We start from the raw sequence: 13,122 nt of genomic DNA on the forward strand, positions 1-13,122 counted from the left end.
TGAATTATTTGTTTTTGGCAACAGCAGCGACTACCTTGGTAGCAGCTTCAGCCATTGAATCGGCGCTAATAATTGGCAAACCAGAGTCAGCAAGAATCTTTTTACCTAACTCTTCGTTTGTGCCCTTCATACGCACAACCAAAGGTACTGTGAGGTTTACTGCTTTACATGCAGTAACAACACCGTCAGCAATCACGTCACAGCGCATAATGCCGCCGAAGATGTTCACCAGAATTGCTTCGACGCTCTTGTTTTTCAACATGATCTTGAATGCTTCAGTAACTTTTTCTGCTGTAGCACCACCACCAACGTCCAAGAAGTTTGCTGGCTCGCCGCCGAACAACTTAATAGTGTCCATGGTCGCCATTGCTAGACCTGCACCGTTCACTAAACAGCCAATATTGCCGTCCAATGAGATATAGGCTAGATCAAATTTTGATGCTTCGATTTCAGCAGCATCTTCTTCGTCGATATCGCGATAAGCAACGATTTCTGGATGACGGAACAATGCATTGGGATCAAAGTTGAACTTCGCGTCCAAAGCCTTGATCTTGCCGTTACCTTCAAGAATCAATGGGTTGATTTCGACTAATGAAGCATCGGTATCCCAATAAGTCTTGTACAGATTTTTAAATACATCACGCGCCATCGGAATAGACGCTTCAGGAACGCCAATGCCTTTAGCAACGATATCGCAATCTGCGTCTGTCAAGCCAATCATTGGATCAACAAATACTTTGATAATTTTTTCTGGATGAGATTCAGCAACTTCCTCAATATCCATGCCGCCTTCGCTGGAAGCCATGATCACATTCTTTTGTGTGCCACGGTCTGTAACGATACTGAAGTAGTACTCTTTTTTAATGTCAGCGCCATCTTCAATTAAGAGACGATTTACTTTTTGACCTTCTGGTCCAGTCTGATGCGTCTTGAGCTGCATGCCCAAAATTTCAGAAGCGTATTTCTTCACTTCATCCATGCTTCTAGCCAATTTCACGCCACCGCCTTTACCGCGACCACCAGCATGAATCTGTGCCTTGACAACCCATACAGGGCCACCGAGTTTTTCAGCAGCTTTCACAGCCTCATCAACACTGAATGCAGGAATGCCGTTAGGAACTGGCACATTAAATTGGCGAAGAAGTTCTTTGCCTTGGTACTCGTGAATTTTCATAATTACTCCGAAACGGTATCTTTTTTAGCAAGCATTGAGGATTAGTAAAACCGATGTTGCCTTAATCCCATGCTTACTCTAGAAATAGCTAAATTAGCCAAATTTGAATAAATGTGAACGGCTTGACCGACTCCTTAAGTCTATCATGCTGCAACGCCGCAAATTGCCTTTGCTGATCCGTAATTGCCCTAATCAGGACTCTGGCCACCGATCACCTTTGCGACCACTTCCGAGCCAAAACCCTTAGAAGCCAAAAATCGATACTGCCTAGCTTTCTCCTTTTGGTCCTGAGGTCGCACCCCGTATTTTCTAGTCCAAAGATCAAAGGCGCGCTGAAATTCAGTCTCTTTGAGGACCCCAAGAAGCTTGGCCGACTGCTTGGCGTCAACTCCCGCCCTATCGAGCTCATCGGCAATCTTTCGCATTCCGTAGCGCTCACTCCTGCGGCGAACGAGCGCTTCGGCAAAGCGCTCGTCCGATAACCAACCGCGAGCCTCAAAATCATCCAAAACAGCTTCAATTTGAGAATGCCTAGATTCCGGAGTTTGCTCCGCCTGCTCGCCGCCTAACTTACTCCACCTAGCCTCTGATTCAGCGAGCTTGGTAGCCAAGCCTTTGCGGCTATATTCCCGCTGCGACAAAAGGCGCAAAGCCCGAGCTTTGAGACTCGGGCTTTGTTTGACCTTCTTATTGCTACTTAATTCTGACATTGAATTATTCAACGCGGTTATTCGACTTCTTCTTCCTCGCTCAGCACATCAGTCACTACTGCTGAACCAGATTTAACACCTAATTTCTCACGAATTCTTGCTTCGATATCTTTAGCAATAGCAGGGTTCTCTTTCAAGAACTCACGGACATTATCTTTACCTTGACCAATACGATCACCGTTATAGCTATACCAAGAGCCTGACTTTTCAACGAGGTCAGCTTCAACACCCATATCAATAATTTCGCCTTCTCTAGAAATACCGGCACCGTACATGATGTCGAAAATCGCTTCGCGGAACGGAGGAGAAACTTTGTTCTTCACAACCTTCACACGGGTCTCATTACCAACGACCTCATCACCTTTTTTGATACTACCGATACGTCGGATATCTAAACGCATAGAAGCGTAGAACTTCAGAGCGTTACCACCAGTAGTAGTTTCTGGGGAACCAAACATCACACCAATCTTCATGCGAATCTGGTTAATGAAGATCACAGTAGTGTTGGTGCGCTTGATGGCACCAGTCAACTTACGCAAAGCTTGACTCATTAAACGAGCCTGTAAGCCCGGTAAAGAGTCGCCCATATCGCCTTCGATCTCAGCTCTTGGAACCAAAGCGGCAACTGAGTCAATGACGATTAGGTCAATCGAACCTGAACGCACTAATGCATCAGCGATTTCTAAAGCTTGCTCACCAGTGTCTGGTTGAGAGATCAATAAATTATTTACATCAACGCCAAGGCGTGATGCGTACTGCACATCCAAAGCGTGCTCTGCGTCGATAAACGCACAAGTACCGCCAAGCTTTTGCATTTCTGCAATTGCATGCAATGTCAAAGTAGTTTTTCCAGAAGATTCTGGTCCGTAGATTTCAATCACACGACCACGTGCAAGACCGCCAACTCCAAGAGCGATATCTAAACCGAGTGAACCACTGGATACCACCTGAATATCTTGACTAATTTCAGCATCGCCCAATCTCATGATTGAACCTTTGCCAAACTGTTTCTCAATTTGCGCCAGCGCTGCTGTGAGTGCTTTTTGCTTGTCTCCGCTCATTCCTTCAAATTCTGAAGAGGCTGATTGCTTTTTGTTATCCAAGGCCATTTTTAATTCCCTTTTCACTGTGTACTGGGCTTTTTCCCGAAGTTTTATCTACTGTGTAACAACTTAGGAGTTACTGTATATAAAAACAGTGGTCTTTGCAAGCGACTTTTAAACTGAATTTACAGATTCTTTACTAGGCTGGGCTTGATTAGCTCGGTCCCAGTAGAAAAAGAGGGGTATAGCCACCGCCCAGACCACTCCCACGAGAATAAAGCCGGTGATTTCGCTGCCAGGGACCCAAGATCCAGCCCCCATCCGAATACCTGCCTCGTAGGACATGGGGCCGGCAACACCCCCTAAAACAGCCCCTAAAACAGGTCTGCCGCGCAACCAAGTCAAGGAACCATTAACAGTAGTGGCAACCAGTACCCATAGGACCCACATCCAGAGCGGTGATAAAAACGGTGCAGGCCAATCATCCCGAAAATCGAGATAACCCAAATGCATGATGAGAGTGTCGGCCACCAAGCCAAAGATGAAGGCCTTGAACAAAAGACTGATTTCTGTTTTTGGTGTGGGTGAGCGCCAGGCGTGGAAGGCAATATAGGCCAGAGTGGCCACTACCGCCCAAAGCACTTGTTTATTGGCCGCGCCCAGCACACAGGCAAACCAACCAAGCTGGAAAATAACAAAGTTCCAAAATTTAGCCATCCCCAGCACCCTAAGAAAAAGGCCACTGCCGAGGGGCAATGGCCTTTAGATTTGGTGGCGAATCAGGGATTTGAACCCCGGACCTGCGGATTATGATTCCGTCGCTCTAACCAGCTGAGCTAATTCGCCGAACTCGCTATTGTAAATGATCAGAACCTATCTGTCTAAAGGAAACGGGGTTGCCACCCCCAAGCCCCAATTGAGCCCTCATTTAATCTGGAACGTACTAAGCGCCTCATCCCGGCCATAAAGCACATTAAATTCAATTTTCTTGGCTAAAAAGAGCTTTTTGAGTACTTCGTCCTTATTTTCAAAAACAATGGCTGTTTGCTCGGGGTAGCGGGAAAAGGGATCACTATTGACATCTACGGGCACCCCATCAATTTTGATTTGCTTAATGGAGCGCTTATAAAACTTATCAGGGCGTATAAAAATAAGGCGCTTTACATACTTATCCAATACGAGCTTTTGACCCTGCTCATTAGTCTTGTAGTAATAGATCAATTCTTCTTTGCCATTAGTTGTCATGTCACGCTCTTCGTCCCACTTGGCATAAACGCTCTGACTCACCATGACAGCAGAAATGAGCAGCGCCAATTGACTAAGTGCGACAACTATTTTCTTTTGAGAGAATTTCATCATGCATTCATATTATCCCAAGCCACAAGCAAAATGCAGAAGGCGTAATATTCCCAAATGATCAATCCATTTTTCTCGCGCCTTTTTATCTCAATATTATTGAGTCTCTGCACACCTCTTTGCGCCTCAGCAGCCCAAATCTTCGTCACCAATTACCCGTCAGAAGCCAATGCCAAAGTCTTCGTCACCAAATATCAATCAGAAGCTAATTGCATTGTGTACGACACACAATACCCCAGCGATAACGAGCCTGGTGTTTGGTTCTATACCAAATACAAAAGTGATGCACGTGCCGTGATTTACTACACCCAATACAAGTCCGAAGCTGACCTCATTGTGTACTTCACCAAGTACAAGAGTGATGCACGCTGCCGTTACTAATCAATATTTATAAGTCCCTCTCTATCCTATGAGACTTCTGTCAATATCAGCCGGTAAGGTAGCGCCTTTATTTGGCAATCATCATCCTGACTACAAGTCAGTTGCCTCTGCCATTCGCAAGAAAGTGGTGAGCGATCTAGAAAATCCTACTCCGGCTGAAATTACTATGCTTGGCGTTAAAGGCGATGAACAAGCAGACCTATCGGTACATGGCGGCATTGAAAAGGCAGTTTATGTTTATCCAGCAGAGCACTATCCCTTTTGGAATCAGCTGCTCACTCGCGAAACCAAGAAGCCAGTCGACCTTCAACATGGCGCCATCGGCGAGAACTTCACAATCGAAGGATTACTGGAAACAGAAGTATTTATTGGAGATCGACTGCAAATCGGAGAATTGGAATTTGCGGTTGTCAAACTCCGTGAGCCCTGCTTTAAATTTAATGCCGCTGTTGGCTACAAAGGTGCAAGCAAGGCAATGCTGCAATCTGGCTTTAGTGGTTGGTATTTGCGTGTTTTAAAAAGTGGGTTACTAAGTGCCGGCGGCGCAATTACTTTAATTCCAGGTGCAAGAGAAACCTCTATCGCCCAGCAAAATCAAAAGCTTTTAAATAATCGCAATCAAAAAGATTTGTGGGAATAAAAAAACCCGACCATTTCTGATCGGGTTTCTTATTTAATGCAGACAAAAAGACTTAGTCTTTTGCGTAGATATCTACGTCTTTGGTTTCTTTAACAAACAGTGTACCGATTACCAATGTCATCGCAGCGATGATGATTGGGTACCAGAGACCGTAGTAAATATTACCGTTTTGCGCTACCAAGGCGAAGGAGATCGTTGGCAACAAGCCACCGAACCAACCGTTACCAATATGGTATGGCAATGACATAGAGGTGTAACGAATGCGGGTTGGGAACATCTCAACCAACATCGCAGCAATTGGGCCATAAACCATGGTTACCAATAGCACCAAAATTACCAAGATACCAAGAACTGCAGGGTAGTTAATTGCAGCAGGATCAGCCTTTACAGGGTAACCAGCAGCATTCAACGCCTCACGAATTGCTTTCTTAAACTCAGCATCTTTTGCCTTAGCATCAGCAGGCTCAAGACCCTTAGCAGTGTAGCCAGTGATTTCTGTATCACCAATCTTCACAACCGCTGTACCACCTGCAGGACCAGCAATAGTGCTGTAGCTAGCAGAGTTTGAAGCCATCACTTGCTTTGCAATATCGCAAGAACTTGTGAACTTCGCTGTACCTGTTGGGTTGAACTGGAATGTACATTCATTCACATCAGCAGTAATTGTTGCTGGTGCAGTTGCCATCGCTTTTTCTAACGCTGGGTTAGCAAAGTGGGTTAAGCCATTGAACAAGGAAACTGGTGTGTTAGGGATGTACAAAATAATAGCAATCAACAAACCACCCATGATGATCACTTTACGGCCAATCTTGTCAGACCATGCACCGAAAATAACGAAGAATGGTGTACCAATTACCAATGAAGCAGCAATCAATAAGTTTGCAGACTTTGGATCCACCTTCAACACTTGTGTCAGGTAGAACAAAGCGTAGAACTGACCTGTGTACCAAACCACTGCCTGACCTGCAACCAGACCAAACAATGCCAAGATAACAATCTTCAAGTTCTTCCATTGACCGAATGACTCTGTCAAAGGTGCTTTAGACAATTTGCCTTCTTCTTTCATCTTCTTGAAAGCTGGTGATTCATTCATGGACAAACGAATCCATACAGAAATACCAAGCAATGCGATAGAAGCGATGAAAGGAACGCGCCAGCCCCAAACATCAAAGTCTGGACCAGTGAATTCACGTGTGAACAAAATCACGAGCAAGGAGAGGAACAAGCCAAGAGTAGCTGTTGTCTGAATCCACGCCGTGTATGCACCACGCTTACCATTAGGAGCATGTTCTGCAACATAAGTAGCAGCACCACCGTACTCACCACCCAAAGCTAAACCTTGAAGCATACGTAATGCGATCAAGATAACTGGGGCAGCAACGCCGATAGTTGCGTAGTTAGGCAGGATACCTACGATGAAGGTCGCACCGCCCATCAATAAGATGGTTACTAGGAAGGTGTACTTACGACCAATCAAATCGCCTAAGCGACCGAATACCAATGCGCCGAATGGGCGAACGATAAAACCAGCAGCAAAAGCTAACAAAGCGAAAATGAAGGCAGAGCCAGCATCTAAGCCTGAGAAAAACTGCTTGGCAATAACGGCAGCCAAAGAACCGTAAAGATAAAAGTCGTACCACTCAAAGACTGTACCTAATGAGGAAGCAAAAATAACTTTGCGCTCTTCAGGGGTCATTGGGGCTGCTTTAGTTGATGTTGACATCAGTAGCTCCTAACTATTTTTATTAAATAAAAAACAACGGATTGATTATGCTTTGAAAAAATTCAAAGAAATCCACTAGTTAGGGTAATTCCCCATCAAATAGGATCGGGGTTTTCCCGAGAAATGAGAAAACTAGAGGCAATTTCACAACAAGGACTAGCCCAGCGTCTAATGCGAGATCAGCGCCCTTATATAGTGGGCATAAAAACCCCTGCCACGAAAATGGGAAATTAGCGCGTTTTAGTAATAAACATTTTGGGTACGCGCAGATCCCAATAAATAGCTGCTGCGCGTAGTCCAAAAATTCCGAGCATGCAAATCACGGAGCCCTCAACTACATACTGAGGTAAGAAGTTCAATATCAGAACATAGGCACAACATCCCAGAGTTACTGGTATCGCATAAAGCTCATGCGACATGATGAGTGTTTTTCTGCCAGCCAGAACATCGCGCAATAATCCGCCACCGATTGCAGTAACAACACCCAAAATAACTGGCGCTACTGGTAGGCCATAACCCATACTCCACGCTTTATCAGCGCCTTGAATAGCAAAGAGTGCGGCACCAAAACCATCGATATACAGCATCCAGCGATAAATTTGTGGTTGAGTAAAGAAAGACTCTGCGAAGAAAGTGATGACACTTGCAGCAAGTGCAAGCCATACGTAAATTTGATTCTCAGACCAAAAAATTGGGGCCTCCAAAATGATGTCTCGAATCGTGCCGCCGCCAATAGCCGTAATCAGCCCGAGCACTAAAACACCAAAGAGATCTACGCCACGATCTGCAATCGCCAAGACTCCTGTCACCGCAAAGGCCATAGTGGCGATGATGCCAATCCAGAAATTAATATCTTCCATAGCATTGAGTCTAATGCACTTTGTATGAACGAAGACTTGAATAACCATCCTCAATATACTGTTAGCCATGAGATTAAATAAGGTGTTGATATGACCCCCAAGCTTTATAGCTTTTGGCGTAGCTCTGCCGCATTTCGTGTGCGTATTGCCCTCAACCTAAAAGACATGGATTACGAAGTCATTCCGGTGCATCTAAGTAAAAATGGTGGCGAGCAAATTGGAGAGGCTTACAGCAGTAAAAATCCGAATCGCCTAGTTCCCTTATTTGAGGATAGCGACAAAAGAATTCATCAATCCTTAGCAATCATTGAGTATCTAGAAGAAGTTGCCCCAGAACCAGCGCTCTTGCCAAAAAATGTAATTGATCGGGCATGGGTACGCGCAATTGCAATGGATATTGCCAGTGATATTCATCCCATCAATAATGTGCGGGTTTTAAGATACCTAATTAAAAAGTTAGGCATTAGTAATGAGGCGAAAGATGAGTGGTACCAGCATTGGGTCAACTTAGGATTAGAGGGTATTGAAAAGCAGTTAAGCCTTGATCGTCGAGTGGGAAAATTTTCCTTTGGCGATCAACCAGGCCTAATTGATGTTTGCTTAGTACCCCAGCTTTTTAATGCGCTTAGCGCAAAAGTAGATGTGCGCCCATTTCCCACTCTCATGCGAATATTTCATGAGTGCATGCAATTGCCTGCTTTTATTGATGCTTCCTGGGAAAAACAAATTGATGCAGAGGGATTAAACCCCGTTGCTCCACCACAGAAATAATGAGAGGGTGAGCAATGAACTCACCGTCGTAATTAATACCACTCTGGAAATAACGCTGCCGTCAGCTTTGTAATACTGTGCCAACATAAAAGGTCCTGTGCCAGTGGGAAGCGCACTCAAAATCACAATTGCGCTCACCCAAAGTCCCGGCAAATCCAAAATTGGTACTGCAATAATCCAGGCAATGATTGGCTGAACAATCAGTTTTGCCAAACTGATGCCCCAAGCCTGAGCTGGGGTAGCAGTGCTTTTTTGCATCAGAAATAAACCAATCGATACCAGTGCACATGGTGTCGATGCGGCAGCCAAGAATGCAATCACTTGCGCAATCGGATCATACAAAGTCAAGCCGCTAGCTGCCCACACTAAACCAGCAACAGGGGCAATTAATAATGGATTGGTACAAAGCGATTTGATGACGCTCCACACAATCTCATGCGATTTCTTGTGTGACAAGATGCCAATTTCAATGAGCACTGTCGCTAAAGCAAACATCACAAACACAATAAAGGTAGAAATAATGGCGGGAGCTAAACCATCTTGGCCAAGAGCGAGCACGCACAATGGGATACCCATATAACCAGTATTTGAATAAGAGGCGCTAAGACCATCAAAGCTGGCTGCTGCTAAATCTCGATTACATAGCCAGCTAATGAAAAGCACTACTGCAAACACAATCAAACAACTGAGAAAAAAGGCGGCGATGAAACCAGGCTGCCAAAGTGTTTCCCAACCGCTATTGGCGGCAAAGTTAAATAGTTGTGCAGGCAAGGCCAACCAAACAACAAAACGATTTAGCTCAATAGAAGCATTAATACCTAACTTACCGGTGCGCCCACCAATATAGCCAATCAAGATCAGCAAGAAGACTGGGAGAACTACATTAAATACGTAGAGCAAAATATTTAACCGGCAACAGTTTGAAGGTTAGGAAATTTTCTTCAGCGTCTTGACATAACGCTGTGCATTTTTGACATAACGTCCAGAGATCTCGTGGATACCAGCAATTTGCTCTGAGGTCAGCTCTTTAACTGCCTTGGCAGGCGTCCCCAAAATCATGGAGCCATCTGGAAATTCTTTTCCTTCAGTAACAAGCGCGCCCGCACCAACTAGAGAGTTTTTTCCAATCTTGGCACCATTCAAAATGACTGCGCCAATACCAATCAAACTACCGTCTCCAATCTGGCAACCATGCAACATCACTTGATGACCTACAGTGACATGCTTACCAATGATGAGTGGGAAACCCGGGTCTGTGTGCAGAACAGAAGCATCTTGCACATTACTGCCTTCCCCAATTTGAATGAGATCGTTATCGCCGCGGATAACTACCTTGGGCCAGATACTCGCATCTTGATGGAGCTCCACTTTGCCGATCACTTCTGCACTCTCGGCAACCCAAGCACCCTCAGCCAATTGCGGGGCATTTCCGTCTAGTTCAAATATAGCCATGACTCATTATAGGTATGAATCAGGCTATAGATAAACAACAAGATTAATGAATTACCAGTTAGGCTCGCGATCAGGCGTAGAAGAAATGCGGTGCACACTTAAGTCAGCGCCTTCAAATTCTTCTTCTTGCGACATCCGAATACCCAAGACAGCCTTCAAAGCGCCATACACAATAAAACCACCGACTAGCGCAATCCCAACGCCCAGAGCGCTACCAATCAACTGACCAGTAAAAGTAATGCCACCGATTCCGCCCAGCGCCTTGGTTCCAAAGATGCCTGCCGCTAATCCACCCCAGAGACCACATAAACCATGCAAAGGCCACACGCCAAGAACATCATCAATCTTCCAACGGTTTTGGACCAAGGTGAACATGTAAACAAACAAAGCACCAGCAACCAAGCCAACAAACAAAGCACCTAATGGATGCATCAAGTCTGAGCCTGCGCACACAGCCACCAAACCAGCAAGCGGGCCGTTGTAAGTAAAACCAGGATCGTTGCGACCAACTACCCAAGCCGCCAATGTTCCACCAACCATGGCCATCAATGAGTTCATCGCAACTAAGCCACTGATCTTGTCGATGGTTTGCGCACTCATCACATTGAAGCCAAACCAACCTACCGCCAAAATCCAAGCACCTAAAGCTAAGAAAGGAATGCTTGAAGGTGGGTGAGCAGAGATTTGACCTTCTTTTGTATAGCGACCACGACGAGCACCCAACAGAATGACTGCAGGCAAGGCAATCCAACCACCTACCGCATGAACCACTATCGATCCAGCAAAGTCATGAAACTCTTCACCTGTAAATTCTTTGATCCAAGCTTGAATACCATAATGCTGATTCCAAGCAATACCTTCAAAGAAGGGGTACACAAAACCGACCAACACAAAAGTAGCAATCAGCTGCGGATTAAATTTAGCGCGCTCTGCAATGCCGCCAGAAATAATTGCAGGGATAGCTGCAGCAAAAGTCAGTAAGAAGAAAAACTTCACCAACTCATAACCATTCTTCTCTGCCAGAAACTCTGCACCAGAGAAAAAGTTCACACCATAAGCAATGCTGTAACCAATGAAGAAGTACGCAATCGTTGAGACTGCAAAATCCACCAAGATTTTGACCAAAGCATTTACTTGGTTTTTCTTGCGTACGGTTCCTAGCTCTAAGAATGCAAATCCTGCGTGCATAGCCAGAACCATAATGGCGCCGAGCAAGATGAATAATGCATCGCTACCTGACTTCAAAGTTTCCATGAAATTTCCCCTCTTATTTTTTGCATCATTATGGGGAATTAAAAAGCCAAAAAAGGGCATATTGCACTTTTTTAGTGCATATATAAGCATTTAGATGGTTTATTATCACTTTTACATACACCTAAGGGAGAACCCATGAAAAAATTCCTCATTGCATTAGCCGCTTTAGCTTCATTTTCCGGCCTTGCCCAATCACAAGAAACCATCAAAGTATTGAGCACTGAAGAACTCGCGAACGTTTGCAAGCTCCCTGCAAGCCCAGAATCACGTAGCTTTTGTATTGGCTTTACAACTGCTGTGTATGAAACCTATTTAGCTACACGTCACCCGCAACGCGCAAAGCCATTTATTTGCGTTAAGCAACCAGCGCCAGCGCGCGATGAAGTTATTGGCGATTTTGTGAAATTTGCACAAAGCAATCCGCAAGTTGCTGACAAGCCGGCATCCGGTGTTTTCTTGGGCTTCTTAGCATCACGCTTCCCTTGCGCCAGAAAATAATCTAAGCAACTTAGCTAAAACAATACTCATTTAAAGGATCAGTTGAGATGAAAAAAATTATCGCAATTACTGCAGCAACTTTAGCAATCGCTGGTTGCTCAAATATGAGCAACACAGAACAACGCACACTTTCAGGCGCAGGCATTGGCGCAGCAGCTGGTGCTGTTGGCACTGCAATCTTCCACGGCAATCCTATCTGGGGTGCAGTTGGTGGTGCGGCTGTTGGCGCAGCATCTGGCTATGTCTATGATGCATACAAGAAAAATGAAGGCGCAAATTACAACGCTGGCTATAACGCTGGAAAAAATAATCAGCCAGCGCAAGCACCAAACTAAGCTTCATCACTTGGCCCAATAAGGCCGTAACGCAGCAACACGAACCCAGCTCGTATTAATTTACCAGCTGGGTTTTTATTTGGATTTGACCCGCTAAGGCTTTGTGTATTGGGCACTTATCTGCAATCTCTAGCAGGCGCTCTTTTTCTTCTGCGCTTAAATTTCCTTGCAGCTGAATCTCACGAGAGAACGTTTCAACATCATCAGCCCTCTCAATAGCTACAGTCACAATCGCATTCTCTAATTTCATTTCCTTACGACCTGCGTACATCTTTAAAGTCATCGATGTACAAGCAGCCAAAGCGGCGCCAAGATACTCATGGGGGCTAGGGCCAGTGCCAGAGCCGCCTTTAGAAACTTCTGCATCCGCTAAAAAATGCAAATCACCAGCAGTCAATTTCTGCTGAAGTGGGCCTTGGCCAAACTGCGAGACTACTTTTCTCATAATGATCCTAAAAAAATTATTTCAATGGCTTAAATGACAGGGTGACTTTAACCGGAATGGGATTTGCCTGCTTTTTCTGAAGTGGGTAATTGCGCTTTTTTCCATGCACTAAAGCCTCCTTGCAAATGACAAATATTGGGCACACCCATTCTCTGCAAGGTTTGCGTGGCTAATGCCGAACGCCATGCGGAGGCGCAATATAAGACCAATCTTTTCCCTTCACCAAAGACAGGCTTGTAATAAGGACTATCCGGATCAACCCAAAACTCCAACATTCCCCTAGGAGCATGCAATGCATTGGGAATCATGCCCTCTCGCTCTAATTCACGAACATCACGAATATCCACAAAAACCACATTTGAGTCGGTTAATAATTCCTGTGCCTTTTCCACCGATAGCGTCTCAATTTCAGACATTGCCACCTGAATGAGCTCTTGATATCCAATCTTCAATTTCATCAAAATCTCCTAAATTAACAAT

At 45.0% G+C, this 13,122-nt stretch carries 17 protein-coding genes and 1 tRNA gene; 5 read left to right on the forward strand and 13 right to left on the reverse strand.

Annotated features, from left to right (window positions below; translation table 11 throughout):
- Positions 1-4: 4 nt before the first annotated feature.
- The 6 genes from sucC to ICN20_RS02955 form a co-directional block, all read right to left on the reverse strand.
- Positions 5-1,174, reverse strand: a complete 1,170-nt coding sequence (gene sucC, locus ICN20_RS02930; protein WP_216152419.1) for an ADP-forming succinate--CoA ligase subunit beta — start codon at positions 1,172-1,174, stop codon at positions 5-7.
- A 188-nt stretch (positions 1,175-1,362) separates the two neighbouring features.
- Complete coding sequence (gene recX / locus ICN20_RS02935) at positions 1,363-1,884, reverse strand: recombination regulator RecX (RefSeq protein WP_216238027.1); 522 nt, start codon at positions 1,882-1,884, stop codon at positions 1,363-1,365.
- 17 nt (positions 1,885-1,901) lie between these two features.
- A complete protein-coding gene (recA, locus tag ICN20_RS02940) occupies positions 1,902-2,987 on the reverse strand; it encodes a recombinase RecA (RefSeq protein WP_370623815.1) in 1,086 nt (361 codons plus the stop codon).
- A 114-nt stretch (positions 2,988-3,101) separates the two neighbouring features.
- The gene (locus ICN20_RS02945; RefSeq protein WP_216238028.1) at positions 3,102-3,644 is read right to left on the reverse strand and encodes a DUF2878 domain-containing protein; all 543 of its coding nucleotides are present in this window, start codon (positions 3,642-3,644) and stop codon (positions 3,102-3,104) included.
- Between the two features lie 52 nt (positions 3,645-3,696).
- A tRNA-Met gene (locus tag ICN20_RS02950) sits at positions 3,697-3,773 on the reverse strand.
- A gap of 78 nt (positions 3,774-3,851) precedes the next feature.
- Complete coding sequence (locus ICN20_RS02955; RefSeq protein WP_216238029.1) at positions 3,852-4,286, reverse strand: hypothetical protein; 435 nt, start codon at positions 4,284-4,286, stop codon at positions 3,852-3,854.
- A 54-nt stretch (positions 4,287-4,340) separates the two neighbouring features.
- Between ICN20_RS02955 and ICN20_RS02960 the strand changes: the two genes are divergently transcribed.
- Complete coding sequence (locus ICN20_RS02960; RefSeq protein WP_216238030.1) at positions 4,341-4,664, forward strand: DUF6150 family protein; 324 nt, start codon at positions 4,341-4,343, stop codon at positions 4,662-4,664.
- Between the two features lie 28 nt (positions 4,665-4,692).
- Complete coding sequence (locus ICN20_RS02965; protein ID WP_216238031.1) at positions 4,693-5,304, forward strand: MOSC domain-containing protein; 612 nt, start codon at positions 4,693-4,695, stop codon at positions 5,302-5,304.
- Between the two features lie 52 nt (positions 5,305-5,356).
- Here ICN20_RS02965 and ICN20_RS02970 read toward each other — a convergent pair whose 3' ends face one another.
- Positions 5,357-7,027: an MFS transporter gene (locus tag ICN20_RS02970; protein WP_216238032.1), complete on the reverse strand. Its 1,671-nt coding sequence runs from the start codon at positions 7,025-7,027 to the stop codon at positions 5,357-5,359.
- A 230-nt stretch (positions 7,028-7,257) separates the two neighbouring features.
- Positions 7,258-7,887 carry a trimeric intracellular cation channel family protein gene (locus ICN20_RS02975; RefSeq protein WP_216238033.1) on the reverse strand — a complete coding sequence of 210 codons (630 nt, stop codon included), beginning with the start codon at positions 7,885-7,887 and terminating at the stop codon, positions 7,258-7,260.
- A gap of 90 nt (positions 7,888-7,977) precedes the next feature.
- On the opposite strand from ICN20_RS02975, the gene maiA reads away from it, so the two are divergent.
- On the forward strand, positions 7,978-8,658 hold the full coding sequence (gene maiA, locus ICN20_RS02980; RefSeq protein ID WP_216238034.1) for a maleylacetoacetate isomerase: 681 nt from the start codon (positions 7,978-7,980) through the stop codon (positions 8,656-8,658).
- Here maiA and ICN20_RS02985 read toward each other — a convergent pair.
- From ICN20_RS02985 to ICN20_RS02995, 3 genes are read right to left on the reverse strand one after another with little or no spacing between them, the layout of a single operon-like run.
- Positions 8,629-9,558, reverse strand: coding sequence for an AEC family transporter (locus ICN20_RS02985; RefSeq protein ID WP_216238035.1), 930 nt, complete (start codon positions 9,556-9,558; stop codon positions 8,629-8,631). The two genes, maiA and ICN20_RS02985, sit on opposite strands and share 30 nt — an antisense overlap.
- Before the next feature lie 27 nt (positions 9,559-9,585).
- Positions 9,586-10,110: a gamma carbonic anhydrase family protein gene (locus ICN20_RS02990; protein WP_216238036.1), complete on the reverse strand. Its 525-nt coding sequence runs from the start codon at positions 10,108-10,110 to the stop codon at positions 9,586-9,588.
- 51 nt (positions 10,111-10,161) lie between these two features.
- Entirely contained in the window at positions 10,162-11,364 is a 1,203-nt protein-coding gene (locus ICN20_RS02995; RefSeq protein WP_216238037.1) for an ammonium transporter, read from the reverse strand.
- A 135-nt stretch (positions 11,365-11,499) separates the two neighbouring features.
- Here ICN20_RS02995 and ICN20_RS03000 point away from each other — a divergent pair, with 135 nt between their 5' ends.
- A complete protein-coding gene (locus ICN20_RS03000) occupies positions 11,500-11,862 on the forward strand; it encodes a Rap1a/Tai family immunity protein (protein ID WP_216238038.1) in 363 nt (120 codons plus the stop codon).
- A gap of 47 nt (positions 11,863-11,909) precedes the next feature.
- Positions 11,910-12,197: a glycine zipper domain-containing protein gene (locus tag ICN20_RS03005; RefSeq protein ID WP_215360261.1), complete on the forward strand. Its 288-nt coding sequence runs from the start codon at positions 11,910-11,912 to the stop codon at positions 12,195-12,197.
- A gap of 55 nt (positions 12,198-12,252) precedes the next feature.
- Here the strand turns inward: ICN20_RS03005 and ICN20_RS03010 are convergent, their stop codons facing one another.
- A complete protein-coding gene (locus ICN20_RS03010; protein ID WP_216238039.1) occupies positions 12,253-12,642 on the reverse strand; it encodes an OsmC family protein in 390 nt (129 codons plus the stop codon).
- A 47-nt stretch (positions 12,643-12,689) separates the two neighbouring features.
- Complete coding sequence (locus tag ICN20_RS03015; protein WP_216238040.1) at positions 12,690-13,100, reverse strand: rhodanese-like domain-containing protein; 411 nt, start codon at positions 13,098-13,100, stop codon at positions 12,690-12,692.
- Between the last annotated feature and the right edge of the window lie 22 nt (positions 13,101-13,122).

This window comes from Polynucleobacter sp. JS-Polo-80-F4 (assembly GCF_018881965.1).
Lineage (GTDB): Bacteria > Pseudomonadota > Gammaproteobacteria > Burkholderiales > Burkholderiaceae > Polynucleobacter.

Coding starts and splice junctions, on each gene's coding strand:
- sucC (WP_216152419.1), bottom strand. CDS start 1,174: ATGAAAATTCACGAGTACCAAGGCAAAGAACTTCTTCGCCAATTTAAT.
- recX (WP_216238027.1), bottom strand. CDS start 1,884: ATGTCAGAATTAAGTAGCAATAAGAAGGTCAAACAAAGCCCGAGTCTC.
- ICN20_RS02945 (WP_216238028.1), bottom strand. CDS start 3,644: ATGGCTAAATTTTGGAACTTTGTTATTTTCCAGCTTGGTTGGTTTGCC.
- ICN20_RS02955 (WP_216238029.1), bottom strand. CDS start 4,286: ATGATGAAATTCTCTCAAAAGAAAATAGTTGTCGCACTTAGTCAATTG.
- ICN20_RS02960 (WP_216238030.1), top strand. CDS start 4,341: ATGATCAATCCATTTTTCTCGCGCCTTTTTATCTCAATATTATTGAGT.
- ICN20_RS02965 (WP_216238031.1), top strand. CDS start 4,693: ATGAGACTTCTGTCAATATCAGCCGGTAAGGTAGCGCCTTTATTTGGC.
- ICN20_RS02970 (WP_216238032.1), bottom strand. CDS start 7,027: ATGTCAACATCAACTAAAGCAGCCCCAATGACCCCTGAAGAGCGCAAA.
- ICN20_RS02975 (WP_216238033.1), bottom strand. CDS start 7,887: ATGGAAGATATTAATTTCTGGATTGGCATCATCGCCACTATGGCCTTT.
- maiA (WP_216238034.1), top strand. CDS start 7,978: ATGACCCCCAAGCTTTATAGCTTTTGGCGTAGCTCTGCCGCATTTCGT.
- ICN20_RS02990 (WP_216238036.1), bottom strand. CDS start 10,110: ATGGCTATATTTGAACTAGACGGAAATGCCCCGCAATTGGCTGAGGGT.
- ICN20_RS02995 (WP_216238037.1), bottom strand. CDS start 11,364: ATGGAAACTTTGAAGTCAGGTAGCGATGCATTATTCATCTTGCTCGGC.
- ICN20_RS03000 (WP_216238038.1), top strand. CDS start 11,500: ATGAAAAAATTCCTCATTGCATTAGCCGCTTTAGCTTCATTTTCCGGC.
- ICN20_RS03005 (WP_215360261.1), top strand. CDS start 11,910: ATGAAAAAAATTATCGCAATTACTGCAGCAACTTTAGCAATCGCTGGT.
- ICN20_RS03010 (WP_216238039.1), bottom strand. CDS start 12,642: ATGAGAAAAGTAGTCTCGCAGTTTGGCCAAGGCCCACTTCAGCAGAAA.
- ICN20_RS03015 (WP_216238040.1), bottom strand. CDS start 13,100: ATGAAATTGAAGATTGGATATCAAGAGCTCATTCAGGTGGCAATGTCT.